This window comes from Streptomyces sp. NPDC006294 (assembly GCF_042870895.1).
Taxonomy (GTDB): domain Bacteria; phylum Actinomycetota; class Actinomycetes; order Streptomycetales; family Streptomycetaceae; genus Streptomyces.
Map to the genome: position 1 here is coordinate 375,365 of NZ_JBIAHV010000001.1, position 24,477 is coordinate 399,841.

The following is a 24,477-nucleotide window of genomic DNA, read 5'->3' on the forward strand; positions in this document are numbered from 1 at the left end:
AAGCTCGTCGACAATTCGGGACGACCCTGCCCTAAAGTACGTCCGTTCGACTGCCGACACCGCGTCCCGCGCGCCGGGAGCCTGCCGCTTGTCGGGGCGCTGCCCCGAGCCCGGCGCCTCAATCGCCGGCGGGGCTGGAGTTGCCCGGCTTGGGGTGGGTGCCGCGCAGCGGCATTTCCAGCCCGGCCTGGGGGAAGTTCCCACGGCCGCCAGGTCGTAGGGGGAGTTTGAGGCCACCGCGCGGAGCGCGGTACCGGGCGCGGGCGGAGCCCGGCCCCCCGCCCACCGGGCGGTCTGGGTCCGGGCGGAGCCCGGTTTCGGGAAGGGGCGGGGTGGGGGACAGCTCCGCGCAGCGGCCCCCGCCCCCGCCCCCGGAGCCGTCAGCCCCCGTCCCGCCCCTGCGCCCCCAGCGCCCGCGCCAAATCGTCCCGTGCCTCGACCACCAGCCGCCGCAGCGCCGGCGCCGCCGACGGGTGCGCGGCGAGCCACTCGTCCGTCGCGGCGAGCGTCGCGGGGGAGTCCTGCAGGGACGGGTACAGGCCCCGCACCACGTCCATCCCGATCTGGATCGACCGCTGCGCCCACACGCGCTCGATCGCCTCGAAGTACTTCTGCGTGTACGGCGCGATCAGCGCACGCTGCGACGGCTGGACGAAGCCCGAGATCGTCGCCTCGACCAGCGCGTTGGAGAGGGCGTCGGACTCGACGACCGCCGCCCACGCCTGGTCCTTGACCGCCGCCGACGGCCGGGACGCCAGGCAGCGCACCTCGTGCCGCTTGCCCGACGCCGTGTCGTCGCGCGCCAGTTCCGCCGCGATCGCGGACTCGTCGGCGACGCCGTGCGCGGCCAGCGGTTCGAGGAACGACCAGCGCAGCTCCTGGTCGACGTCCAGCCCGTCGATCTTCGCGGTGCCGTCCAGCAGACCGCCCAGCAGCCCCAGGTCCGCGTCGGACGCGGCGACCGACGCGAAGAACCGCGCCCACGTCAGCTGGTGCTGGCTGCCCGGCTCGGCGTCCCGCAGCTCCCGCAGCGCGCCCTCCGCGGCCAGCCGGCCGCCCTCCTCGCGCCAGTCGGGCGCGACGTAGTGGACGAGGGCCGAACGGGTCCACGCGTGCAGCATCTGCAGGACGCCGATGTCGGACTCGCGGCCGGCGAACTTCAGCACCAGGCCGACGAAGTCCCGCGCCGGCATCAGCGCGTCCCGCGTCAGGTTCCACAGCGCCGACCAGCACAGCGCCCGCGCCAGCGGGTCGGTGATGTCGCCGAGGGACGCCCGCAGCGTCTCCAGTGACCCTTCGTCGAAGCGGAGCTTGCAGTACGTCAGGTCCTCGTCGTTGACCAGGACCAGCCCCGGCCGCTCCTCGCCGGCGAGCCCGGCGACGACCGTCCGCGCCCCGGTGACGTCCACTCCCGTCTGCGCGTACCGCACCAGTTCGCCGTCCTGGAGGCGGTACAGGCCGACCGCCACCCGGTGCGGCCGCAGCGTCGCGCCGTCCTGGGCGATCGCCAGTTCCGCGATCCGGCCGCCGTCCCCGAGGACGACCTCGGGGGTCAGCGAGTTGACGCCGGACGTCTCCAGCCAGGAGCGCGACCAGGTCTTCATGTCGCGCCCGGAGGTCTCCTCCAGCACGGACAGCAGGTCGCCGAGCCGGGTGTTCCCGTACGCGTGCCGCTTGAAGTAGCGCCGCGCGCCTTCGAGGAACGCGTCCCGACCGACGTACGCGACGAGCTGCTTGAGGACGGACGCGCCCTTGGCGTACGTGATGCCGTCGAAGTTGAGCTTGGCGTCCTCGAGGTCACGGATGTCGGCGGTGATCGGATGCGTCGACGGCAGCTGGTCGGCCCGGTACGCCCACGCCTTGCGGTTGTTGGCGAAGGTGACCCAGCCATTGGTGAAGCGGGTGGCCTCCACCATCGAGAACGAGCCCATGAAGTCCGCGAAGGACTCCTTGAGCCACAGGTCGTCCCACCACTGCATGGTGACCAGGTCGCCGAACCACATGTGCGCCATCTCGTGCAGGATGACGTTGGCCCGGCGCTCGTACGACGCCTGCGTCACCTTGCCGCGGAAGACGAACTCCTCGCGGAAGGTGACACAGCCCGGGTTCTCCATCGCGCCGATGTTGTACTCGGGCACGAACGCCTGGTCGTACTTTCCGAAGGGGTACGGGTAGTCGAAGTGCTCGTGGAAGAAGTCCAGGCCCTGCTTGGTGACGAGGAAGATGTCGTCGGCGTCGAAGTGCCGGGCGAGCCCCTTGCGGCACATGGCGCCCAGCGGGATCCGCAGCACCGTGCCGTCGGCCAGCTCGCGCTCGTACACATCGGTCTCGTAGTGGTACGGACCGGCGACGATCGCGGTGATGTACGTCGAGATGGGCGCGGTCTCGGCGAACCGCCACGTCCCGTCCTCGGCGCGCGCGCCCTCGCGGTTGCTCCACACCGTCCAGCCCTCGGGGGCCGTCACCTCGAAGCGGAACGGTGCCTTCAGGTCGGGCTGCTCGAAGTTGGCGAAGACCCGCCGCGCGTCGGCCGGTTCGTACTGGGTGTAGAGGTAGACCTCGCCGTCCTCGGGGTCGACGAAGCGGTGCAGGCCCTCGCCGGTGCGGCTGTAGGCGCACTGGGCGTCGACGACCAGCACGTTCTCCGCGGCCAGGCCGTCGAGCGTGATGCGTGAGCCGTCGAAGACGGCGGCCGGGTCCAGCCGTTTGCCGTTGAGGGTGACGGCCGTCACGGCCGGGGCCACCAGGTCCACGAACGTCGAGGCGCCCGGCTCCGCGGCACGGAACCGGATCGTGGTCACGGAGCGGTACGTACGCGTCCCGGAGGAGTTCTCGGGCTCCCCGACCGCGGAACGCACGTCGAGGGCCACCTGGTACCCGTCGACGGACAGCAGTCCGGCCCGGGACCGGGCCTCGTCGCGGGACAGATTCTCACCGGGCACAAGCACTCCTTCGTGTCTCGTTCGAACAGAAGTGATCCTCCCACGGGAATCGACGGGGCCCTCGACGGCGTTGCCACGGCAGGCGCGCAGGGCGCCGCCCCTTTTCCGAGGAGTGATATGTCGCACGACGGCAAGACGCCCGTGGACTTCTGGTTCGACCCGCTGTGCCCCTGGGCCTGGATGACCTCCCGCTGGATGCTCGAGGTCGAGAAGGTCCGCGACGTAGAGGTGCGTTGGCATGTGATGAGCCTCGCCGTACTCAACGAGGACAAGCTCGACCAGGTCTCGGAGGAGTACCGGGACATGCTGGAGAACCAGGCGTGGGGTCCGGTGCGGGTCGTCGTCGCCGCCCAGCAGGAGCACGGCGACGAGGTGGTCGGCAAGCTCTACACCGCCCTCGGCACCCGCTTCCACAACGAGGGCCGGGGCCCCGTCCGCGAGGCCGTGGTCGCCGCCCTCGAGGAGGCCGGTCTGCCGGCGTCCCTTGCCGACTTCGCGGACAAGGACACGTACGACGCCCAGCTGCGCGCCTCCCACAAGGAGGGCATAGACAAGGTCGGCCAGGAGGTCGGCACGCCGGTCATCGCGGTCCCGGGCGCCGACGGCGAGCAGATCGCCTTCTTCGGCCCGGTCGTCACCCCCGCCCCCAAGGGCGAGGAGGCGGCCAAGCTCTGGGACGGCACGCTGATGGTCGCCTCGATCCCGGGCTTCTACGAGATCAAGCGGACCCGGACGACGGGCCCGATCTTCGACTGAGCGGTTCCCGGACACACCGAACGACAGCACCGAACGACGGAGGGACCCCCGGGCCATGACGGCCCAGGGGTCCCTCCGTCGTCGTGCGGCGCGGTTCAGTCGAGCGGGGCGCGGGCGCCGCGCCCCCGCTGGATCAGGTGGCCGAGCGCCGCCAGCAGCAGCGTCAGGCCGCCCGTCCACAGCAGTTGGACCCGGGTGCCCTCCTCGCGCGCCATCAGTACGAACACGGCCGCCATGCCCGCCAGCGCCACCCAGGTCAGGCCCGGGAACAGCCACATCTTCACGACCAGCTTCTCGGGCGCCTCGCGCTCGGTGCGGCGGCGCAGGACGAGCTGGGAGACGGCGATGAAGAACCAGACGACCAGGATGATCGCGCCGATCGTGTTGAGCAGCCACATGAAAATGTCGTTCGGCCGCCAGTACGACAGCAGCACGCACAGGAACCCGAAGAGAGAGGAGACGACGACGGCGACACGGGGCACGCCGCCGAAGATCCGGCCCAGCGCCTTCGGACCCTGGTCGCGGGCGACCAGCGAGCAGGCCATGCGGGAGGCGCCGTAGATGTTGGCGTTCATCGCGGAGAGCAGGGCGACCAGCACGACGACGTTCATGATCCCGCCCGCGCCGGGGATGCCCAGGTGGTCCAGGGTCGCGACGTACGGGCCCTTCTTCTCGACCGCCGGGTCGTGCCAGGGCACCAGCGTGACGATGACCGCCATCGAACCGATGTAGAACACGGCGATCCGCCACATCGCGGTGCGCACGGCCTTCGCGACGCCCCGCACCGGGTGCTCCGACTCGGCGGCGGCGATGGTGACCGTCTCCAGACCGCCGTAGGCGAAGACGGAGGCGAGCAGACCCACGATCAGACCTTCGGCGCCGTTGGGCATGAATCCGCCGTCGCCGGTCAGATTGGCGGTGCCGGGGGCTTGGACGTCCGGCAGGCCGCCGGCGATGGCGAGCACGCCGATGCCGAGGAAGAGCACGATCGCGCCGACCTTGAGAGCGGCGAACCAGAACTCGAACTCGCCGAAGTTCTTCACCGCCGCCAGGTTGGTTCCGCAGAACACCATCATGAACAGCGCCACCCAGGCCCACTCGGGCGTGCCCGGGAACCAGCCCGTCATGATCCCGGCGGCGCCGATCGCCTCCAGGCCGACGGCCACGCAGAGCAGGAACCAGAACGCCCAGCCGGCGGTGAATCCCGCCCACGGCCCGATCGCGCGCTCGGCGTGCACCGAGAAGGAGCCGGAGGCCGGGTTCGCGGCCGACATCTCGCCCAGCATGCGCATCACCAGCATGACGAGCAGACCGGAGAGCGCATAGGCGACGACGATCGACGGGCCGGCCGCGGCGATGCCCGCCCCGGAGCCGACGAAGAGCCCGGCGCCGATGACACCGCCGAGGGCGATCATCGACAGATGGCGTTGCTTGAGGCCGTGCGTGAGCGTGGCGTCCGCAGCGGCGTCGGCCTGCTGGTCGGCCTTCGCGGGCGCGGTGGTCCGAGACATGGGCGTGCCCTGTTCTGAGCTGAGACGGGGGAGTGACCAAGTGTGGTCATGGCACCGCTCACAAGGAACGGATGTCCGCTATACGGTCACGATGCTCACACAAGGTCAGGGGCCGTGCACACGAGCTCCACCTCTCGGTGGCGCCGGTCACATGCCTCCTCGCGCCGAGGTTCCAGTGCGCAGTTCACCCGGTGCGAGTTATGGATTCCCTACAGTCTCCCTGAGCGGGGGCCCACTGTGCAAAACGCCCGCTGCGCCCCGGACCTCAGTGACAAGCATCACGTCATCCGTCGCATGATCCCGGCTCTTTGTGCGAACCCCACCAAGCCGTCAACCGTCGCTTTGTGGGCGGCTGCTCGTGATCCGGCGATCTCCCGTGGGCTACCGTCGCCGTGTCCCGAACCGCCCACACCCTCGCGGAGTCCCGATGAGCACTGCTGCCGCCCCCGTCCGACCGGGGCTCGTCCTCGCCGACCTGCTCCCCGCCTCCCGTGTACGGGACATCACCCTGGTCGTCGGCGGCGCCGCTCTCACCGGCATCGCGGCGCAGATCGCCCTCCCGGTCCCCGGCTCCCCGGTCCCCGTCTCCGGCCAGACCTTCGCCGCCCTCCTCGTGGGCACCGCGCTCGGCGCCCGCCGCGGTCTGCTGTCGCTCGCCCTCTACGCGGTGGCCGGCATGGCCGGCATGCCGTGGTTCGCCCAGGGCGCCTCCGGCTATGCGATGCCGTCCTTCGGATACATCCTCGGGATGCTGCTCGCCGCGGGCGTCGTCGGTCAGCTCGCCCGCCGCGGCGGCGACCGTTCGGTGCTGCGCATGGCGGGCACCATGGCGGCCGGTTCGGCGGTCATCTACGCGGTCGGCGTGCCCTACCTGGCGCTCGCCACCGGCATGTCCCTCGGCGAAGCGGTCGCCGCGGGCCTGCTGCCGTTCCTGATCGGCGACGCGCTGAAGGCCGCCCTGGCGATGGGCGTGCTGCCCGCCACCTGGAAGCTCCTCGGCCGCCGCGGCTGACACTCAGTCCCGATCGTCCCGATCGCGGAAGAGGCTCGCCGGGTCGTACGCCGACCGCAGACCGGCGAGCCTCTTGTGCGTCCCGGGCTCGTGCAGCCCTCGCGTACGGCTGCCGCAGCCGAAGGCGAAGTTGACCGAGCGGCCCAGCGTCAGCGGCTCCAGCACCTGGAACACCCGCGCGTGCAGGGCCTCCACGACGCCCGCTTGCGTGTCCCGGCCCAGCGGGTTGAGGACCCGCAGCAGATACCGGGCCGAACGGAACGGCACCGCGTTCCGCTGCTCCTTGGCCGTCGCGCCGCCCAAGTGGTTGATCTGGACCACCGACATGACCGGCGCGTCCGGCCCGGTGAGCCGCACCACCTCGCGCGCCCGGCCCGCGTCGAGACCGCCGAGCATCGCGCTGTCCCCGTAGTAGGCGTGCGGGAAGTCCGGGTCGCTGTGGATGGTGTGGCTCTCGGCGTACGGCATGTCCCGCAGCGAGTCGGCGAGGGCGGGCCCGATCTCCCGCAGCGGGGCAACCAGCCGCCCGCCCTCCTCCGCGTCCCCGGTGAAGGCGACCCGGACCGACACGGTGTAGCGGCCCCGCATCGGCTCCGGCACCACGGGAAGGTCCGGGAACCGCACCAGCGCCGCCGACGAGGTCACCTGGTCCGGCAGACCGGCCGTCCAGCGCAGCCAGACCTCCAGCGCCCGGTCCACCAGGTCCCCGTCGAAGACGAGCGAGCCCCCGTACAGCCGCGCCACCGGCACCAGATCGATCTCCATGGCGGTCACCACACCGAAACCGTGCCCGCCGCCGCACAGCGCCCAGAACAGCTCGGGGTCACTGCCGGCGGTGACGTTCCGCAGCCCGGCGTCCGCCGTGACGATCTCCAGCGAGCGGACGTGATCGGCGGCGTACCCGAACTCCCGCGCCAGAATGCCCAGACCGCCGCCGAGGGTGTACGAGACGGCGCCGACGCCCGGCGCCGAGCCGTTCAGCGGCGCGAGCCCGTGCCCGGCGGCCGCCGCGACGACCTGCCCCCAGCGGGCGCCGGCCGCCACCCGCGCGGTGCGGGCCGCGGCGTCCACCGCCACGCCGTCCATCCGGCGGGTGCTGACGAGCACCCCGCCCGCGACGGGCCCGGGGGTGCCGTGCCCGGTGGCCTGCGCCCGGACCGGCAGACCGTGCGCGGCCGCGTACGCGACCGCCGCGCGCACGTCCTCGGCGTCGCGTGCGGCGACGACGAGGTCCGGGCGCCGGGTGAAACCGGTCTGGAATCCGGCCAGTTCACCCTCGTACCCCTCGTCGCCGGGGCGCAGGACGGTGGTGGCGGTGGAAAACATGGGGGAGCTCTCCGTTCGTTCCTCTGCGGACGTCCCGGCGAGCCTCCCCGCAATACCCGACAGACGCCGTCAGGTATTGCTCCCTGCCGCCGCCGACCCGCGCCGCCCGTTTTCCCGCCCCGAGCCGGATCGCTCCGGTCCCACATGCCACACTCGGACCATGCGCGTGTACCTCGGCTCCGACCATGCCGGCTTCGAACTCAAGAACCACCTCGTCGAGTGGCTCAAGGCCCATGGCCACGAGCCCGTGGACTGCGGTCCCCACATCTACGACGCACAGGACGACTACCCGCCGTTCTGCCTGCGCGCCGCCGAGCGGACGGCCGCGGACGAGGGCAGCCTCGGCATCGTGATCGGCGGCTCCGGGAACGGCGAGCAGATCGCCGCGAACAAGGTCAAGGGCGTGCGTGCCGCGCTCGCCTGGAGCGAGCAGACCGCGGCCCTCGGCCGCGAGCACAACAACGCCAACGTGGTGGCGATCGGCGGCCGGATGCACTCCCTGGAGGAGTCCACCAAGTTCGCCGAGATCTTCCTGAACACCCCGTACTCGGGCGAGGAGCGCCACACCCGCCGCATCGAGATGCTCTCCGCGTACGAGACCACCGGCGACCTGCCCCCGATCCCGGCCCACCACCCGCAGCAGGGCTAATGCCCGAGGGGCACACGATCCACCGGCTGGCCGCCGACCACCGCGAGAGGTTCGGCGGCCGGTCCGTGCGTGCGACGAGCCCGCAGGGGAAGTTCTCCGACAGCGCGGCGCTGATCGACGGCCAGGCGCTCGAGTACGCCGACGCCCACGGCAAGCACCTCTTCCTCGGGTTCGGGCCGCTCGGCTGGGTCCACATCCACCTCGGCCTGTTCGGCAAGGTCACCTTCGGCGACGCGCCGGCGCCGCCGCCCACCGACACGGTCCGGCTGCGTCTCGCCAACGCCACGTCCTACGTCGACCTGCGGGGCCCCACGGCCTGCGCGCTGCTCACCGACGGCGAGAAGCAGGCGATCCACGACCGCCTCGGCCCCGACCCGCTCCGACCGTCCGACACCTCGGACCGGGCCTGGTCGCGGATCTCCCGCTCCCGCACGACGATCGCCGCGCTCCTGATGGACCAGAAGATCGTCGCGGGCGTCGGCAACGTCTACCGCGCTGAGGTCCTCTTCCGCCACGGCATCGACCCCTACCGACCCGGCAGGGACCTCACACGCGCCCAATGGGATGCCATCTGGGACGATCTGGTCGCCCTGATGCGCGAGGGCGTACGCAACAACCGCATCGACACCGTCCGCCCGGAGCACCTGCCCGAGGCGATGGGCCGCCCACCGCGCGTCGACGACCACGGCGGTGAGGTCTACGTCTACCGCCGGGCGAACATGCCGTGCCACATCTGCACGACGCAGATCCGCACGGCCCCGCTCTCGGCCCGCAACCTCTTCTGGTGCCCCACCTGCCAGCCGCAGCGCTGAATGCTACGGCGCCGGGCACATCCGGCCCCGCCGGCGATTGAGGCGCGGGGGTTCGGGGGCGGAGCCCCCGTTACGGGAAGGCGGGGGTCCCACCGCGGCCGCCAGGCCGCAGGGGGACGGGGAGGGGGAGGGTAGGGGAACAAGCCCGCCGCAGGCGCCCCCGCCCCCTCGAGACGCTCCCGCTAGAACCCGTGCGGCAACCACGGCGCCACATCCGACCCGAATGCCACCGACGCCTCCCGCAGCGCCCCCTCCCGCATCTCCCGTATCCGTCCCGCCCCCGCCAGCGACGTCAGCGACACGCCTCCGAGATACGCGGCGCCCAACTCGCCCACCCCGAGCTCCAGATCCGCCGCGTCCCGCGTCCGCGCGCACGTCGCGCCCTTCGCGTCGCCGGTCAGCCGCCAGCGCCCCGCGTTCCACGGGCAGAACGCGTCGTCGACCTCGAACACCACGTCCACCGGCGCCGTGTACCTCCGGGCCTCCAGCGCAGCGCCGACATCGACCAGCCGGACGTGCAGCGAGTCCCGCACCCGCACGTCGCAGCGGCGGATGTCGCTGACGAGGTGCAGCAGCGGGTCGTCGACCGGACGGTTGCGGGACCGGACGGCCGACGTCAGGTCGATGTCGCACAGGAACCGCCACAGCACCGCGTACGCCACCGGGTCGAGCGCGTCGATGTGCCGTACCGAGATCGAGCCGTCGGGACCGGCCGCGGTCCAGTCCGGCTTGTTGTGGAACCGGGCGTAGCCCACGACCCGCCCGTCCCGCTCGGCGAGCACGCACTGCATCGGGGACGCGCCCTGCCGCTCGCTCGGCGGGTCGAGCAGCGGCAGCCGTTCCCACCCCGGACGGCGCGCGAGCATCCCCGGCCGCGCGCTGATCGTGCGCCGGTACACCTCCTCGCACGCCTCTGCGCCCTCGGCGACCGGGACGAACCGCAGCCGGACGTCCTCGCCGCCCGCCGGCACGGCGATGCGCACCCGTGAGGAGTCGATCTCGACGGACAGTTGACGGGTGGCGATGCCGTAGCCGAACCGGCCGTAGATCTCCGGCTCGGAGGCCGTCAGCACGGCGAGCGGCTCACCCCACGAACGGACGTCGTCGAGCTGACGGCGCATCATGGACGTGAGGATGCCGCGCCGCCGGTGGGTGGCCGCGACGCTGACCATGGTCACTCCCGCCGCGGGCACGAACGTGCCGCCCGGCGCGGACACCGAGAAGGTGAACGCCCCGGCGGTGCCCACGCAGTCCTCGCCCTCCCAGACGCCGATCGAGCGCTCGGTCTCGGTGAGCGACTCCCACAGCTCGCGCTCCGGCCGGGTCTCCGCGACCCCTCCGAAGGCGCGTTCGAGACTCGCGTACCACCGGTCCCACTCGGACTGCCGCAGCACCCTCAGATCTGTCGTCATATGCCATCCCTACCAGCCGCTCACGGCGCTTCGCGACCCGATTTCGAACGCAATGTCGTGGGGTCCCCCTGCACGGCGGGGCGGCGGGTGGATAAGGTCCCCGCAATGGCCCACGGCTCTGCAGCAGACTCGTTCACGGCCCGGATGCGCAAAGCCGTGCACCGGGCCCGTACGACGCTGCGCCGATCCGCCGTCGACTACTTCCGCGGCGACGGCTCCGACTGGCTCGCCCTGGTCGGACTGCTGCTCACGGTCCCCGCGATCACCTGGGGAACGATCGCCGCCCCGGTGTGGTGTTCACCGGTGGCGCTGGTCCTGCCGATCGTCGCCGGCGGGCTGCTGCTGCGGCCCGCGAGCCTGCTCGGTCTCTACGCGGCCGCCGCGGGCGCCCTGATCGTCGAGTCCCTGGTGCTCGGCCCGTATCTGGAGGGCCCGGCCAGGGTCACCCCCGGCACGGTCCTCGTCGTCGCGGCATGCGGTCTTTTCGGGCTGCTCATCGCCCAGTTCAGGGCGAGGGTCGGCGTGCCGTGGCGGCGCGGCGGCACCATGCTCTTCGACCTGCGCGAGCGCATCCGGGTGCAGAGCGCCCTGCCGCGGCTGCCGAAGGGCTGGCACCAGGAGATGGCGCTCCGCCCGGCCGGCGGCCAGTCCTTCTCCGGCGACTTCACGGTCGCCGCCCGCACCAACGGCGGCCGCACCCTGGAGGTCGTCCTCACGGACGTCTCCGGCAAGGGGATGGACGCGGCGTCCCGGGCACTGCTGCTGTCCGGGGCGTTCGGCGGGCTGCTGGGCTCGCTGCCGCCGCACGGCTTCCTGCCCGCGGCCAACGGCTATCTGCTGCGCCAGGACTGGGACGAGGGTTTCGCCACGTCCATCCACCTCGTGCTCGACCTCGACTCGGGCGACTACGAACTGTTCTCCGCCGGGCATCTGCCCGCGCTCCAGCTCCACGCGGGCAGCGGGCGCTGGGAGGAGAAGTCCGCCGAGGGCCCGCTCCTCGGCGTCTACGACGCGGCGCAGTTCGACCCGGTCAAGGGCTCCCTGCGCTCCGGCGACGTGCTGATGCTGTTCACCGACGGGCTGGTGGAGGCGTCGGACCGCGACATCAGCGAGGGCATCGACCGGCTCACCGGCGAGGCCGACCGCTATGTCGCGTCCGGGTTCGAGGGCGCGGCCTGGCATCTGATCGAGGCGGTGGCCAAGGACGTCAACGACGACCGGGCGCTGCTGCTGCTGTGCCGCCAGGTCTGACACCGCTGCACGCGCGTACAGTCGTCCCATGTCGGAGCAGAGGCTGACCCTGGCCGAGGTGGAGGCGATCGCCCGCGAGGCGCACGCCGCACAGCAGGACAAAGCAGGCCGCCCGTACGCGGAACACATCGCGGCCGTCGCCGAGGGCGTGCGCGCCCGGGGCGGCAGCGACGACCAGATCGCCGCGGGCTGGCTCCACGACGCGGTCGAGGACGGCGTGCTGAGCCGCGCCTGGCTCGAGGACGCCGCTCTGCCGCGGCACGTGAAGGACATGGTCCTCGCCCTCACCAAAGGGGAGGACGAGGACCTCGAGGTCTATACGCGGCGCATCCTGGACACCCCCGGCGCGCTGCTCGTCAAACAGGCCGACCTGGCCCACAACGCCGATCCCGCGCGCCTCGCCGTGCTCGACGAGGCGACGCGGAACAGGCTGACCGCCAAGTACGCCAGGACCCGCGAACTGCTGGGCCTGACCGCCGACTAGAGCCGGCCCGGCCGGGTGCTCACCGGCGCGGGCTCGACTCGGTCGCGTCCTGGCGGAACGCCCACTTCATCTCGGGCTCCGTGACGAACCGCAGGGCCCGGCGTACGGGTGGGGAGCACATCAGCGTCACCATGGCGCCCGTGCCCAGCGTCAGCACCACCAGACCGACCGGGCCGCCGAGCCACGCCTGGCTCTCGAACAGCCCCCAGTAGTCACCGGCCTTGACCGCGAAGCCGTGCAGCAGGTAGCCGCAGATGGTCCCGGCGCCCAGGGCCGTGAACCAGGTCCGGCGGCTCGGCACCAGCGCGAGGAACGCGGCGCTCAGCACCAGCGCGCACCCGAAGAGCGCGACGACCACCACCAGGCCCGACCACCACGGCCAGCCCCGCTCCTGCACGCTGCCGGAACGGTAGAACCAGCTCAGGTTCATACGGGGGGCCACCCAGTACGCGAAGAGCAGCGCCCCCGCGAGGACGGGCACGGCCAGCAGCCGCGCCTCGGGCCGCCGCAGCAGCTGGAAGTGCTCCGGCTTCAGACACAGGCCCAGCACGAAGAAGGGCAGGAACTGCAGCACCCGCGTGAGGTTGAGGTCCGCCCCGATGCCCGGGGTGAGCGACGCCAGCAGACCGATGGCGAGCGCGATCGACATCGGCCACCGCACCGTCTGCCACAGCGGGGTGGTCAGCCGCCAGATGAACAGCGCGGCCAGGAACCAGGTCAGATAGAACGGGTCGAGCAGGCTGATCGACCGCGACGGATCGTCGTTCGCGTACCGGGCGAACAGCGAGTAGGCCACCTCGAAGACGACGTACGGCAGGGCGATGCCCGTCAGCAGTCGTCTGAGCTGATGCGGTTTGCCCCGGTAACTCCGGGAGAAGTAGCCGGAGACGATGATGAAGGCCGGCATGTGGAAGGTGTAGATCAGCATGTACAGGGCACGCGTTGCTCTGCTGCCCTCCATCACCGGCTCCCAGGCGTGCGCCACCGCCACCAGCACGATGGCCAGATACTTCGCGTTGTCGAAGTAGGCGTCCCGACCGGTGGCCTTGGCAGCCCCCTGAGGGGCGGACTTCAGGCCACTCGCGGCCGGGGCGACAGCGGTCGCCGTCCGGTTCTCCGGGGTGGTCTCCGACTCCTTGACCTCGGGCCCAGGCGTCCTCTCGTACCCATGCGCAGCGTGGAACATTCAAGGCACACTAGCCCCCGCAATTCGCTGCGCAAAACATGCCGCACACCTGGCTCATTCGAATACGACGCCCGCACCGACGGGCCGATATGTCCGGGTTGGACCCGCTTGAACAGTGCAAATCGCCCACACGTCACGGTCGCGTGAATTACCTCACGAAGGCGCTTCGAATTTCTCGTGACAGAAGTGTGGGGACAGTGAAACGATCAAGGGTAATTCCTTTTCGCATTTCACCCGGGCGGCCCCGCAGACGCGACGGCAACCGCCGCGCCCCGCATCCGTGATGGCGTGATCTTGTCCAGGACGGTTCGTCAGCCGGCCACAGGGGCAAGGGGGTTGATGGCACGATGGTGCGGGCGGGAGCGTGCTGGGCCGCGCGCTCCGGGCCGGTAGGCGGACCGACCGAGGGTGTGATCAGTTGTGGCCATTTCACTGTCAGTGGTGCTTCTGTTGGCGATCGTCCTCGTGGTGTTGATCCGCGGCGGCTCCATCAAGGCCGGGCCCGCCATCGTGGCGGCCCTCTTCGGCTTCTTCGTCGCCTCGACGGGCATGGCGCCGTCGATCGAGAGGTTCATGAACTCGATAGCCGAGACGATCAACCGCATCAGCTTCTGACCCGCCCCGCCGCCGGGCGCGCACCTGGCGCGTGAGGGAAAGAGCGAGCCCGCGCACACGTGCGGGTGCGCGGACGGCGGCGAGGACCGGAAACGCGTCAGGGCCAGGCCGGAGGACGAACCTCCGGCCTGGCCCTGAGCCGTGTGGAGCGGGCGACGGGAATCGAACCCGCGTAGCTAGTTTGGAAGACTAGGGCTCTACCATTGAGCTACGCCCGCACGCTCGCACCGCAGGTCACGTGGCCCGCGGCACGAGAAGCATCGTAGCGGGTCCGGGGCGCTCGGCGCACACCCCTTCCGTCGCGCGGTAAAACGCGCGGCGCCCGCCCGCCGGGCATGTACCCTACGGTTCGCACCGACGGGGTGTGGCGCAGCTTGGTAGCGCGTCCGCTTTGGGAGCGGAAGGTCGTCGGTTCGAATCCGGCCACCCCGACCACCAGCAAGATCACGTTGTGAGGCGCCTCCCGCTTGCCGTTACTATGCAAGCTGCGTGCCCGTGTGTCTGATGTGCCGGGCTCGATCCGCTGAATCGCCGTTTTCGGTGCAGCAGAACCCCAAGATGTCAGCCACCAAGGAGACCGAACCGTGAAGAGCGCCGTGGAGAACCTGAACCCGACCCGGGTTCGGCTCACTGTCGAGGTGCCCTTCGAGGAGCTCAAGGCCAGCCTCGACGCGGCGTACAAGAAGATCAACCAGCAGGTCACGGTCAAGGGCTTCCGTAAGGGCAAGATCCCTGCCCGAGTGATCGATCAGCGGTTCGGCCGTGGTGCGGTGCTGGAGGAAGCGGTCAACGACGCGCTTCCCAAGCTCTACACCGAGGCGGTCAACGAGGCTGAGCTGAACCCGCTGGGCCAGCCCGAGGTGGACATCACCGAGCTGAAGGACGGCGAGACGCTGGCCTTCACGGCCGAGGTCGACGTCCGTCCCGAGATCCAGATCCCGGACTACTCCGGTATCGAGGTCACCGTCGACGCCGTCGAGGTCAGCGACGAGGACGTCGAGAAGGCGGTGGAGGAGCTGCGTGAGCGCTTCGCCTCCACCAACCCCGTCGAGCGCGCCGCCGCCGACGGCGACGTCGTCACGCTCGACCTCGAGGCCAAGGTCGACGGCGAGGTCCTGCCCGACGGTGTCGCCGAGGGTGTCTCGTACACCATCGGCTCCGGCGAGCTCCTCGAGGGCATCGACGAGGCCGTCACCGGCCTGGAGGCCGGCGGCGAGGCCACCTTCACCTCGCAGCTGAAGGGCGGCTCCGCCGAGGGCAAGGACGCCGAGGTCAGCGTCAAGGTCACCGCCGTGGCCGCCAAGGAGCTCCCCGAGCTGGACGACGACTTCGCCCAGATGGCGAGCGAGTTCGACACTCTCGAGGAGCTGAAGGCGGACAGCCGCAAGCGCCTTGCGAACATGAAGCAGTACGACCAGGCCACGCAGGCCCAGGAGCGTGTCCTCGAGAAGCTGCTCGAGCTGGTCGAGGTCCCCGTCCCCGAGAAGCTGCTCGAGGACGAGATCAACACCCGCAAGCACAACCTGGTCAACCACCAGCTGGGCCAGATGGGTCTCGACCTCGCCAAGTACCTGGAGATCCAGGGCAAGACCGAGGAAGAGTTCGATGCCGAGACCAAGGAGCAGGCGGTCAAGGGCATCAAGACCCAGTTCGTTCTGGACGAGCTGGTCAACAAGGAGAAGCTGAACGTCAACCAGGAGGAGCTCACCGAGCACCTCATGCGGCGTGCCCAGTCCTCCGGCATGAGCCCCGACCAGTTCGCCCAGGCCGTCGTCGAGGGTGGCCAGGTGCCGATGCTCGTCGGCGAGGTCGCCCGCGGCAAGGCGCTGGCCGTGGTCGTCGAGGCCGCCAAGGTCCTCGACACCAACGGTGAGGTCGTCGACCTCGAGGACGAAGAGGAAGAGCCCTCCGACAGCGCTGCCGCCGTCGAGACGGTCGAGGCCGCCGTCGAGGGTGACGGCGAGGAGAAGACCGAGGCCTGAGCCTCGCGCTGACCCTGCTACGGGCTCCGGACGCCACTGCGGCGCCCGGAGCCCGTACGCGTACCACCGCAAGCCCCACAGGCCCGTTCCCGGCCGCCGTGGACCCGCTGGGGACGGCGGGGCGGACGGTGTGGACCTTGCGCTCCGAGCGAACAGTTCGGGAAGCGGGATGGCTCTGTCCGACCTGCGCGTTAGGGTCCATGAATACGAGGGCAGGGGAGTCCCCCGCCCCCGGTACGAAGACGCTGAGACGGCCGAAGCCGTCAGAGACGAGCAGGTGGAATACGTGACGAATCTGATGCCTACAGCCGCCGGCGAGCCCTCCATCGGTGGTGGCCTCGGCGACCAGGTCTACAGCCGGCTGCTCGGTGAACGCATCATCTTCCTGGGCCAGCAGGTCGACGACGACATCGCCAACAAGATCACCGCGCAGATGCTGCTCCTTGCCGCCGACCCGGACAAGGACATCTACCTCTACATCAACAGCCCCGGCGGTTCGGTGACGGCGGGCATGGCGGTCTACGACACCATGCAGTACATCCCGAACGACGTGGTGACGATCGGCATGGGCATGGCCGCCTCCATGGGCCAGTTCCTGCTGACCGGCGGTGCGGCCGGCAAGCGGTTCGCGCTGCCGAACACCGACATCCTCATGCACCAGGGTTCGGCCGGCCTCGGCGGCACCGCCTCGGACATCAAGATCCAGGCCGAGTACCTGCTCCGTACGAAGAAGCGCATGGCGGAGATCACCGCCCAGCACTCCGGCCAGACCGTCGAGGCGATCATCCGCGACGGCGACCGCGACCGCTGGTTCACCTCCGAAGAGGCCAAGGAGTACGGCCTCATCGACGAGATCATCTCCGCCGCCTCGGGCGTCCCGGGCGGTGGCGGCACCGGCGCCTGAGCCGCACCGCACCGAGCCCCCTCCCGAGCCCGCAGAACGCCACCAGGATGGTGAACACCCACATGAGCAACTTCTCCGCGAGCGGCCTCTACACCGGCCCGCAGCCGGACAGCCGCTACGTCGTCCCGCGCTTCGTCGAGCGCACCTCGCAGGGCGTGCGCGAGTACGACCCGTACGCGAAGCTCTTCGAGGAGCGCGTGATCTTCCTCGGCGTGCAGATCGACGACGCGTCCGCGAACGACGTCATGGCGCAGCTGCTGTGCCTGGAGTCGATGGACCCGGACCGTGACATCTCGATCTACATCAACAGCCCCGGTGGCTCCTTCACCGCGCTGACGGCGATCTACGACACGATGCAGTTCGTGAAGCCTGACATCCAGACGGTCTGCATGGGCCAGGCGGCGTCCGCCGCGGCCGTGCTCCTCGCCGCCGGCACGCCCGGCAAGCGGATGGCCCTGCCGCACGCCCGTGTCCTGATCCACCAGCCGTCCTCGCAGACCGGCCGCGAGCAGCTCTCCGACCTGGAGATCGCGGCCAACGAGATCCTGCGGATGCGTGAGCAGCTGGAGGAGATGCTGGCGAAGCACTCCACCACGCCGCTGGAGAAGATCCGGGACGACATCGAGCGGGACAAGATCCTCACGGCCGACGGCGCGCTCGCGTACGGCCTCGTGGACCAGATCGTCTCGACGCGTAAGAGCGCGGCCGGAGCGGCCGCCTGACGTACGACGGCCCTTGGCGCGGTACACGACAATGTGTGAACCGCGCCAAGGGGGGCCCGAACCGAGGGCTCGGCAAGGTACCGTCGAATATGAGGCACCAGGAGCCGGCTGAACCAAGCCGCTCCCAGGCGATTGGGGAAGCACCTCGTGGCACGCATCGGTGATGGCGGCGACCTGCTCAAGTGCTCGTTCTGCGGAAAGAGCCAGAAGCAGGTGAAGAAGCTCATCGCAGGCCCCGGGGTGTACATCTGCGACGAGTGCATCGACCTCTGCAACGAGATCATCGAGGAGGAGCTCGCCGAGACCTCCGAGGTGCGGTGGGAGGAGCTCCCCAAGCCGCGCGAGATCTGTGAGTTCCTCGAGGGGTACGTCGTCGGGCAGGAGCCCGCGAAGAAGGCCCTCTCGGTCGCGGTGTACAACCACTACAAGCGCGTCCAGGCCGGCGAGAACGGCGGAGCGCAGGGCCGGGACGACGCGATCGAGCTCGCCAAGTCCAACATCCTTCTGCTGGGCCCCACGGGCTCCGGCAAGACGCTCCTCGCGCAGACCCTCGCCCGTATGCTGAACGTCCCGTTCGCCATCGCGGACGCGACGGCGCTCACGGAGGCCGGCTATGTCGGCGAGGACGTCGAGAACATTCTGCTCAAGCTGATCCAGGCGGCCGACTACGACGTCAAGAAGGCCGAGACCGGGATCATCTACATCGACGAGATCGACAAGGTCGCCCGTAAGAGCGAGAACCCGTCGATCACCCGGGACGTCTCCGGCGAGGGTGTCCAGCAGGCGCTCCTCAAGATCCTTGAGGGCACCACCGCCTCGGTCCCGCCGCAGGGCGGCCGGAAGCACCCGCACCAGGAGTTCATCCAGATCGACACGACGAACGTGCTCTTCATCGTGGGCGGCGCCTTCGCCGGCCTCGAGAAGATCATCGAGTCGCGCGCGGGAGCGAAGGGGATCGGCTTCGGCGCGACGATCCGCTCCAAGCGCGAGATCGAGGCGAGCGACCAGTTCCAGGAGGTCATGCCGGAGGACCTGGTCAAGTTCGGCATGATCCCCGAGTTCATCGGCCGCCTCCCCGTCATCACCTCGGTCCACAACCTGGACCGCGAGGCCCTCCTCAAGATCCTGGTCGAGCCGCGCAACGCGCTGGTCAAGCAGTACCAGCGCCTGTTCGAACTCGACGGCGTCGAGCTGGACTTCGACCTCCCGGCCCTGGAGGCCATCGCCGACCAGGCCATCCTCCGCGGCACCGGCGCGCGCGGTCTGCGCGCCATCATGGAGGAGGTCCTCCAGTCGGTGATGTACGAGGTCCCGTCCCGCAAGGACGTGGCCCGCGTCGTCATCACGCGCGACGTCGTCCGCAACAACGTCAACCCGACGCTGGTCCCGCGCATCGTCAAGGACGACGGCAACGGCCGCCACGAGAAGAGCGCGTAGCGCTCGCCGCGTGAACACGTAAGGGGCGCCCGGTCACTGACCGGGCGCCCCTTCGCGTGACGGGCGGTGTTACGCCTTGACGCGGACCTCGTTGCGGACGTCGGCCGCGAGCTTCGCCGCCTCGTCGAGCGAGGTGCCGGCCGCACCCTGGATCGGCTCGACGATGCCGATCGTGCTGTAGTCCGCCCAGAGGCACATGTGCGTGTTCTGCACGACCCCGGTGAGCTTGTTCTTGCTCTCGGCCTGCTGGCACTTCATCACAGCACCGTTCAGACCGTCGGGTTCGACCTCCTTGGGGTCCCCGATCATCTTCGTCTCGGATCCCTTGGTGTTCTTCTTGAACTCGGCCATCGTCGCGTCGAGAACCTTCTCCGGGTCCTCGATCTTGCCGTAGACGCCGATGAAGACGAGGTTCTTCGCCTTCGACACCTTCTCGGCGGCCTCGGGATCGCCGGGGGTGATGCCGGTCAGGTCGATGGTCGAGTACGTGCTGCCGATCGACATGGGGTCGGTGACCCCGCTGGCGGCCAGGATCGTCTTGCTGTCCTTGTCCGCCGGCTGCGGCTTCGGCTCGTCCTTGACGGCGCGCTTGTACTCGCCGCCGATGATGGTCGCCGGTGCCGTCAGCTTGTGCGGGCCGTCGTCCTCCAGGCCGCCACCGCCGCCCAGCAGGAGGTAACCGCCGCCGCCGATGACCGCCAGGGCGACGACCACGGCGCCGATGATCAGGCCGGTCTTCTTGCCGCCACCGCCCTGGGCCGGCGGCGGGGGCGGGTAGCCGCCCGGCTGCTGCGCGCCGTACTGGGGCTGCTGGCCGTACGGGGCGGGCTGGCCGGGCTGCTGCGGGTAGCCGTAGGGCGGCTGCTGCTGCTGCGGCGGCACGCCCTGCGGGGCCTGCTGCGGGTACCCGTAACCGGGCTGCGGGGTCTGCGGCTGCTGGCCGTAAGGGCCCGGCTGGCCCTGCGGCTGCTGGCCGTAGGGCCCCGGCTGGCCGTACGGTCCGGGCTGCTGCGGCTGCTGCCCGCCGTACGGGCCCGGCTGGTTGTAGCTCATTACGGGTGGTCCCCTCGTGATGTTTACGTGTTGCGAACATCCTGTCCCAAGGCCGCGTCCTGGTGGGCGGCGGGGGCCCACACCGTTACGGAAGAATCGGGTTTCAGTACGGCACTGTGACACCTCTAAACTGGCCGGGTGACCGAGAAGACTCAGCAGCAGACAGCGCCCCCTTCCGAACTGCCGACTCAGTACGCGCCGGCCGAGGTGGAGAGGCCGCTGTACGAGCGCTGGGTAGAACGGGGTTACTTCGAGGCCGACGCGAAGAGCGACAAGCCTCCGTTCACCGTCGTCATCCCGCCGCCGAACGTCACGGGCAGCCTCCACCTGGGCCACGCCTTCGAGCACACGCTGATCGACGCCCTCACCCGCCGCAAGCGGATGCAGGGTTACGAGACGCTGTGGCAGCCGGGCATGGACCACGCCGGTATCGCCACCCAGAACGTCGTCGAGCGCGAGCTCGGCAAGGAGGGCAAGTCCCGCCACGATCTGGGCCGTGAGGCGTTCATCGAGCGGGTCTGGCAGTGGAAGGGCGAGTCCGGCGGTCAGATCTCCGGCCAGATGCGCCGCCTCGGCGACGGCGTCGCCTGGTCGCGCGAGCGCTTCACCATGGACGAGGGGCTCTCCCAGGCCGTCCAGACCATCTTCAAGAAGCTCTACGACGACGAGCTGATCTACCGCGCCGAGCGCATCATCAACTGGTGCCCCCGCTGTCTGACCGCCATCTCGGACATCGAGGTCGAGTACCAGGACGACGACGGCGAGCTCGTCTCCATGACGTACGGCGAGGGCGACGAGACCATCGTCGTCGCCACAACTCGCGCCGAGACGATGCTCGGTGACACCGCCGTCGCCGTCCACCCCGACGACGAGCGCTACCGGCACCTGATCGGCAAGCGGATCAAGCTGCCGCTGACGGACCGTACGATCCCGGTCGTCGCGGACACGCACGTCGACCCCGAGTTCGGCACCGGCGCCGTCAAGGTGACGCCCGCCCACGACCCGAACGACTTCGAGATCGGGCAGCGGCACGACCTGCCGTCGCTCGCGGTCATGGACGAGCGCGCCGTCATCACCGTCCCGGGCCCGTTCGAGGGCCTGGACCGGCTGGAGGCGCGCAGCGCCATCGTCGGCGCCCTGCGCGCCGAGGGCCGGATCGTCGCCGAGAAGCGCCCGTACGTCCACTCCGTCGGCCACTGCTCGCGCTGCAAGACCACCATCGAGCCGCGTCTTTCCATGCAGTGGTGGGTCAAGGTCGGTCCGCTGGCGAAGGCCGCCGGCGACGCGGTCCGCGACGGCCGGGTCACGATCCACCCGCAGGAGATGGAGAAGCGGTACTTCGACTGGGTCGACAACCTCCATGACTGGTGCATCTCGCGCCAGCTCTGGTGGGGCCACCGCATCCCGGTCTGGTACGGCCCGAACGGCGAGACCGTCTGCGTCGGCCCCGACGAGCAGCCCCCGACGGGCGAGGGCTGGCACCAGGAGACCGATGTCCTCGACACCTGGTTCTCCTCCGGCCTGTGGCCGTTCTCCACGCTCGGCTGGCCCGAGCAGACCGAGAGCCTCGCGAAGTTCTATCCGAACTCCGTCCTGGTCACCGGCTACGACATCCTCTTCTTCTGGGTCGCCCGGATGATGATGTTCGGCCTGTACGCGATGGACGGCACCCCGCCGTTCCACACCATCGCCCTGCACGGCATGGTCCGGGACCAGTTCGGCAAGAAGATGTCCAAGTCCTTCGGCAACGCGGTCAACCCGCTGGACTGGATGGACAAGTACGGCTCCGACGCGCTGCGGTTCACGCTCGCCCGCGGCGCCAACCCGGGCGTCGACGTCCCGATCGGCGAGGACTGGGTCCAGGGCTCGCGGAACTTCGCGAACAAGATCTGGAACGCCACCCGCTTCGCGCTGATGAACGGCGCCACGGTCGAGGGCCCGCTGCCCACGCCCGAGGAGATGTCGTCCACCGATCGCTGGATCCTGTCGCGGCTGAACACGACGGTCGCCGAGGTCGACGCGTACTACGAGGACTACCAGTTCGCGAAGCTCTCGGAGACGCTGTTCCACTTCGCCTGGGACGAGGTCTTCGACTGGTACGTCGAGCTGTCCAAGACGACCTTCTTCGCGGGCGGCGAGCAGGCGAAGGTGTCCGGCCGGGTCCTCGGCGAGGTCCTGGACGTGATGCTGCGACTGCTGCACCCGGTCGTCCCCTTCGTCACCGACACGCTGTGGACGACGCTGACCGGCGGCGAGTCGCTGGTCGTCGCCGACTGGCCCGCCGACAGCGGCTTCCGCGACGCGGCCGCGGAGCGGGAGATCGAGCTCGTCCAGCAGGTCGTCACCGAGGTCCGCCGGTTCCGCAGCGACCAGGGTCTGCAGCCCGGCCAGAAGGTCCCGGCCAGGCTCACCCTGGACGGCACGGCGCTCGCGCCGCACGAGGCCGCGATCCGTCAGCTGCTGCGTCTGCAGCCGGAGGGCGAGGGCTTCCACGCCACCGCGTCCCTCCCGGTCGCCGGTGCGACCGTGGCGCTCGACCTGTCGGGCACGATCGACGTCGAGGCGGAGCGCAAGCGGCTGACGAAGGACCTGGGCGCGGCGCAGAAGGAGGTCGCGCAGGCGACCGCCAAGCTCGGCAACGAGGCGTTCCTCGCCAAGGCCCCGGACCAGGTGGTCGACAAGATCCGGACCCGGCTCGCCAAGGCCGAGGAGGACATCGCGCGGATCAACAGCCAGCTCGGCAGTCTGCCCGCGAGCTGACGGACGGCTGCGGCCGAGGCCCCGGGGGACTCCCCGGGGCCTCGGCCTTTTCTGTCGGTGCCCGTCCGTAGACTGGAGCCGTGAGCGAGCACCCCGATCCCTTCGACGAGTCCGACGCCTTCGACGAGCAGAACGACCAGGACGAGTCCCACGCGTCCGACACCTTCGACAAGATCGTCGACGCCGGCGAGACATCATCCGCTGCCGCGGGGCGAGACCGCGACCCCGACCTGGCGGTGATCGAGGCCGGCAGCCGCACGCTGCGCGCACAGGCCGGGATGCCGCAGGCCGACCACGTGCCCGCCCGGCCCGCGGACCCGGAGGTGGACAAGGCGCTGCGGGAGGTCGAGGCCGATCTGGCGACGCGCTGGGGCGAGACCAAGCTGGAGCCCTCCGTCGCCCGGATCGAGGCGCTGATGGACGTGCTGGGCGAGCCCCAGCGGGCGTACCCGTCGATCCACATCACGGGCACGAACGGCAAGACGTCCACGGCCCGGATGATCGAGGCCCTGCTCTCGGCGTTCGAACTGCGCACCGGCCGGTACACCTCGCCGCACGTGCAGTCGGTCACCGAGCGGATCAGCCTGGACGGCGCGCCGGTCACCGCTGAGCGGTTCATCGAGACGTACCAGGACATCAAGCCGTACGTGGAGATGGTCGACGCGAGCCAGGACTACCGGCTCTCCTTCTTCGAGGTGCTCACCGGCATGGCGTACGCCGCCTTCGCCGACGCGCCGGTGGACGTGGCCGTCGTCGAGGTCGGCATGGGCGGCAGCTGGGACGCGACGAACGTGATCGACGGCTCCGTCGCCGTGGTCACCCCCATCGATCTCGACCACACCGACCGGCTGGGCTCCACGCCCGCCGAGATCGCGGTGGAGAAGGCCGGGATCATCAAGCAGGGCGCGACGGTCGTGCTGGCGCAGCAGCCGGTGGACGCGGCGCAGGTGATGCTGAAGAAGGCCGTCGAGGTCGACGCGACGGTCGCCCGCGAGGGCATGGAGTTCGGCGTCGCCGCGCGCGAGATCGCGGTCGGCGGGCAGCTCCTGACGCTGCGCGGCCTGGGCGGCGAGTACGACCAGATCTTCCTCCCGCTGTACGGCGCGCACCAGGCGCACAACGCCGCGGTGGCGCTCGCCGCGGTGGAGGCGTTCTTCGGTGTGGGCGCGGGGGAGTCCCGCACTCTGGACGTGGACACGGTCCGTACGGCGTTCGCCGCCGTGTCGACGCCCGGCCGTCTCGAGGTCGTGCGCCGCAGTCCCACCGTCGTGCTGGACGCCGCGCACAACCCGGCCGGGGCGCGGGCGACGGCGGCGGGCGTCACGGAGTCGTTCGGCTTCTCGCGCCTCATCGGCGTGGTGGGGGCCAGCGACGACAAGGACGTCCGCGGCTTCCTGGAGGCGTTCGAGCCGATCTTCGCGGAGGTCGTCGTGACGCAGAACTCGAGCCACCGCGCGATGGACGCGGACGAGCTCGCCGCGGTCGCCGTGGAGGTCTTCGGCGACGAGCGGGTGGTCGTCGAGCCGCGGCTGGACGACGCGCTGGAGGCGGCGATCACGCTCGCCGAGGAGGAGTCCGAGTTCGCCGGCGCGGGTGTGCTGGTGACCGGTTCGGTGATCACGGTCGGCGAGGCCCGGCTGCTGCTGGGGAAGGGCTGACATCG

General features: G+C 70.4%; 19 protein-coding genes and 2 tRNA genes. 14 read left to right on the forward strand and 7 right to left on the reverse strand.

Annotated elements, in window-relative coordinates; translation table 11 throughout:
• Positions 1–380 precede the first annotated feature (380 nt).
• Complete coding sequence (gene pepN, locus ACFYOP_RS01670) at positions 381–2,942, reverse strand: aminopeptidase N (protein WP_356889780.1); 2,562 nt, start codon at positions 2,940–2,942, stop codon at positions 381–383.
• 117 nt (positions 2,943–3,059) lie between these two features.
• Between pepN and ACFYOP_RS01675 the strand changes: the two genes are divergently transcribed.
• Entirely contained in the window at positions 3,060–3,698 is a 639-nt protein-coding gene (locus tag ACFYOP_RS01675) for a DsbA family protein (RefSeq protein ID WP_356889782.1), read from the forward strand.
• Between the two features lie 95 nt (positions 3,699–3,793).
• On the opposite strand, the gene ACFYOP_RS01680 is transcribed toward ACFYOP_RS01675, so the two are convergent.
• Positions 3,794–5,209 carry an amino acid permease gene (locus tag ACFYOP_RS01680; protein WP_356889784.1) on the reverse strand — a complete coding sequence of 472 codons (1,416 nt, stop codon included), beginning with the start codon at positions 5,207–5,209 and terminating at the stop codon, positions 3,794–3,796.
• A 427-nt stretch (positions 5,210–5,636) separates the two neighbouring features.
• Between ACFYOP_RS01680 and ACFYOP_RS01685 the strand changes: the two genes are divergently transcribed.
• A complete protein-coding gene (locus ACFYOP_RS01685; protein ID WP_356889786.1) occupies positions 5,637–6,221 on the forward strand; it encodes a biotin transporter BioY in 585 nt (194 codons plus the stop codon).
• Positions 6,222–6,224: 3 nt separating this feature from the next.
• On the opposite strand, the gene ACFYOP_RS01690 is transcribed toward ACFYOP_RS01685, so the two are convergent.
• Entirely contained in the window at positions 6,225–7,547 is a 1,323-nt protein-coding gene (locus ACFYOP_RS01690; RefSeq protein WP_356889788.1) for an FAD-binding oxidoreductase, read from the reverse strand.
• A gap of 160 nt (positions 7,548–7,707) precedes the next feature.
• Here ACFYOP_RS01690 and ACFYOP_RS01695 point away from each other — a divergent pair, with 160 nt between their 5' ends.
• Together ACFYOP_RS01695 and ACFYOP_RS01700 are read left to right on the forward strand one after the other, a co-directional pair.
• Positions 7,708–8,196, forward strand: coding sequence for a ribose-5-phosphate isomerase (locus tag ACFYOP_RS01695; RefSeq protein WP_356889790.1), 489 nt, complete (start codon positions 7,708–7,710; stop codon positions 8,194–8,196).
• Entirely contained in the window at positions 8,196–9,008 is an 813-nt protein-coding gene (locus ACFYOP_RS01700; RefSeq protein WP_356889792.1) for a DNA-formamidopyrimidine glycosylase family protein, read from the forward strand. Before ACFYOP_RS01695 ends, ACFYOP_RS01700 begins: the two co-directional genes overlap by 1 nt.
• Positions 9,009–9,190: 182 nt before the next feature.
• Here ACFYOP_RS01700 and ACFYOP_RS01705 read toward each other — a convergent pair whose 3' ends face one another.
• Entirely contained in the window at positions 9,191–10,420 is a 1,230-nt protein-coding gene (locus tag ACFYOP_RS01705; protein ID WP_356889794.1) for a GNAT family N-acetyltransferase, read from the reverse strand.
• A 105-nt stretch (positions 10,421–10,525) separates the two neighbouring features.
• On the opposite strand from ACFYOP_RS01705, the gene ACFYOP_RS01710 reads away from it, so the two are divergent.
• The gene (locus ACFYOP_RS01710; protein WP_356889796.1) at positions 10,526–11,671 is read left to right on the forward strand and encodes a PP2C family protein-serine/threonine phosphatase; all 1,146 of its coding nucleotides are present in this window, start codon (positions 10,526–10,528) and stop codon (positions 11,669–11,671) included.
• A gap of 28 nt (positions 11,672–11,699) precedes the next feature.
• Positions 11,700–12,155 (forward strand): HD domain-containing protein, encoded by a 456-nt coding sequence (locus ACFYOP_RS01715; RefSeq protein ID WP_356889798.1) that lies wholly within the window; start codon positions 11,700–11,702, stop codon positions 12,153–12,155.
• 19 nt (positions 12,156–12,174) lie between these two features.
• Here ACFYOP_RS01715 and ACFYOP_RS01720 read toward each other — a convergent pair whose 3' ends face one another.
• Complete coding sequence (locus ACFYOP_RS01720) at positions 12,175–13,341, reverse strand: acyltransferase family protein (RefSeq protein WP_356889800.1); 1,167 nt, start codon at positions 13,339–13,341, stop codon at positions 12,175–12,177.
• Between the two features lie 420 nt (positions 13,342–13,761).
• Here ACFYOP_RS01720 and ACFYOP_RS01725 point away from each other — a divergent pair, with 420 nt between their 5' ends.
• On the forward strand, positions 13,762–13,956 hold the full coding sequence (locus ACFYOP_RS01725) for a hypothetical protein (RefSeq protein WP_356889802.1): 195 nt from the start codon (positions 13,762–13,764) through the stop codon (positions 13,954–13,956).
• A 144-nt stretch (positions 13,957–14,100) separates the two neighbouring features.
• Here ACFYOP_RS01725 and ACFYOP_RS01730 read toward each other — a convergent pair.
• Positions 14,101–14,174 (reverse strand) — tRNA-Gly (locus ACFYOP_RS01730).
• A gap of 140 nt (positions 14,175–14,314) precedes the next feature.
• On the opposite strand from ACFYOP_RS01730, the gene ACFYOP_RS01735 reads away from it, so the two are divergent.
• The 5 genes from ACFYOP_RS01735 to clpX all read left to right on the forward strand — a co-directional run bounded on the left by ACFYOP_RS01735 (position 14,315) and on the right by clpX (position 19,001).
• Positions 14,315–14,391 (forward strand) — tRNA-Pro (locus tag ACFYOP_RS01735).
• Positions 14,392–14,540: 149 nt separating this feature from the next.
• Complete coding sequence (gene tig, locus ACFYOP_RS01740) at positions 14,541–15,938, forward strand: trigger factor (RefSeq protein WP_356889804.1); 1,398 nt, start codon at positions 14,541–14,543, stop codon at positions 15,936–15,938.
• 298 nt (positions 15,939–16,236) lie between these two features.
• Positions 16,237–16,842 carry an ATP-dependent Clp protease proteolytic subunit gene (locus tag ACFYOP_RS01745; RefSeq protein ID WP_356890239.1) on the forward strand — a complete coding sequence of 202 codons (606 nt, stop codon included), beginning with the start codon at positions 16,237–16,239 and terminating at the stop codon, positions 16,840–16,842.
• 47 nt (positions 16,843–16,889) lie between these two features.
• Positions 16,890–17,564: an ATP-dependent Clp protease proteolytic subunit gene (locus ACFYOP_RS01750; protein ID WP_356889806.1), complete on the forward strand. Its 675-nt coding sequence runs from the start codon at positions 16,890–16,892 to the stop codon at positions 17,562–17,564.
• Positions 17,565–17,711: 147 nt separating this feature from the next.
• On the forward strand, positions 17,712–19,001 hold the full coding sequence (clpX, locus tag ACFYOP_RS01755) for an ATP-dependent Clp protease ATP-binding subunit ClpX (RefSeq protein WP_356889808.1): 1,290 nt from the start codon (positions 17,712–17,714) through the stop codon (positions 18,999–19,001).
• 69 nt (positions 19,002–19,070) lie between these two features.
• Here clpX and ACFYOP_RS01760 read toward each other — a convergent pair whose 3' ends face one another.
• A complete protein-coding gene (locus tag ACFYOP_RS01760; protein WP_356889810.1) occupies positions 19,071–20,054 on the reverse strand; it encodes a hypothetical protein in 984 nt (327 codons plus the stop codon).
• Between the two features lie 138 nt (positions 20,055–20,192).
• Here ACFYOP_RS01760 and ACFYOP_RS01765 point away from each other — a divergent pair, with 138 nt between their 5' ends.
• On the forward strand, positions 20,193–22,814 hold the full coding sequence (locus ACFYOP_RS01765; protein ID WP_356889812.1) for a valine--tRNA ligase: 2,622 nt from the start codon (positions 20,193–20,195) through the stop codon (positions 22,812–22,814).
• Between the two features lie 80 nt (positions 22,815–22,894).
• The gene (locus tag ACFYOP_RS01770; protein ID WP_388450615.1) at positions 22,895–24,472 is read left to right on the forward strand and encodes a bifunctional folylpolyglutamate synthase/dihydrofolate synthase; all 1,578 of its coding nucleotides are present in this window, start codon (positions 22,895–22,897) and stop codon (positions 24,470–24,472) included.
• Positions 24,473–24,477: the final 5 nt, after the last annotated feature.

Bases quoted from the DNA above. Each gene is read 5' to 3' on its own strand.
- ACFYOP_RS01675 (WP_356889782.1), top strand. From the start codon at position 3,060: ATGTCGCACGACGGCAAGACGCCCGTGGACTTCTGGTTCGACCCGCTG.
- ACFYOP_RS01680 (WP_356889784.1), bottom strand. From the start codon at position 5,209: ATGTCTCGGACCACCGCGCCCGCGAAGGCCGACCAGCAGGCCGACGCC.
- ACFYOP_RS01685 (WP_356889786.1), top strand. From the start codon at position 5,637: ATGAGCACTGCTGCCGCCCCCGTCCGACCGGGGCTCGTCCTCGCCGAC.
- ACFYOP_RS01690 (WP_356889788.1), bottom strand. From the start codon at position 7,547: ATGTTTTCCACCGCCACCACCGTCCTGCGCCCCGGCGACGAGGGGTAC.
- ACFYOP_RS01695 (WP_356889790.1), top strand. From the start codon at position 7,708: ATGCGCGTGTACCTCGGCTCCGACCATGCCGGCTTCGAACTCAAGAAC.
- ACFYOP_RS01700 (WP_356889792.1), top strand. From the start codon at position 8,196: ATGCCCGAGGGGCACACGATCCACCGGCTGGCCGCCGACCACCGCGAG.
- ACFYOP_RS01705 (WP_356889794.1), bottom strand. From the start codon at position 10,420: ATGACGACAGATCTGAGGGTGCTGCGGCAGTCCGAGTGGGACCGGTGG.
- ACFYOP_RS01710 (WP_356889796.1), top strand. From the start codon at position 10,526: ATGGCCCACGGCTCTGCAGCAGACTCGTTCACGGCCCGGATGCGCAAA.
- ACFYOP_RS01715 (WP_356889798.1), top strand. From the start codon at position 11,700: ATGTCGGAGCAGAGGCTGACCCTGGCCGAGGTGGAGGCGATCGCCCGC.
- ACFYOP_RS01720 (WP_356889800.1), bottom strand. From the start codon at position 13,341: ATGTTCCACGCTGCGCATGGGTACGAGAGGACGCCTGGGCCCGAGGTC.
- ACFYOP_RS01745 (WP_356890239.1), top strand. From the start codon at position 16,237: ATGCCTACAGCCGCCGGCGAGCCCTCCATCGGTGGTGGCCTCGGCGAC.
- ACFYOP_RS01750 (WP_356889806.1), top strand. From the start codon at position 16,890: ATGGTGAACACCCACATGAGCAACTTCTCCGCGAGCGGCCTCTACACC.
- ACFYOP_RS01760 (WP_356889810.1), bottom strand. From the start codon at position 20,054: ATGAGCTACAACCAGCCGGGCCCGTACGGCGGGCAGCAGCCGCAGCAG.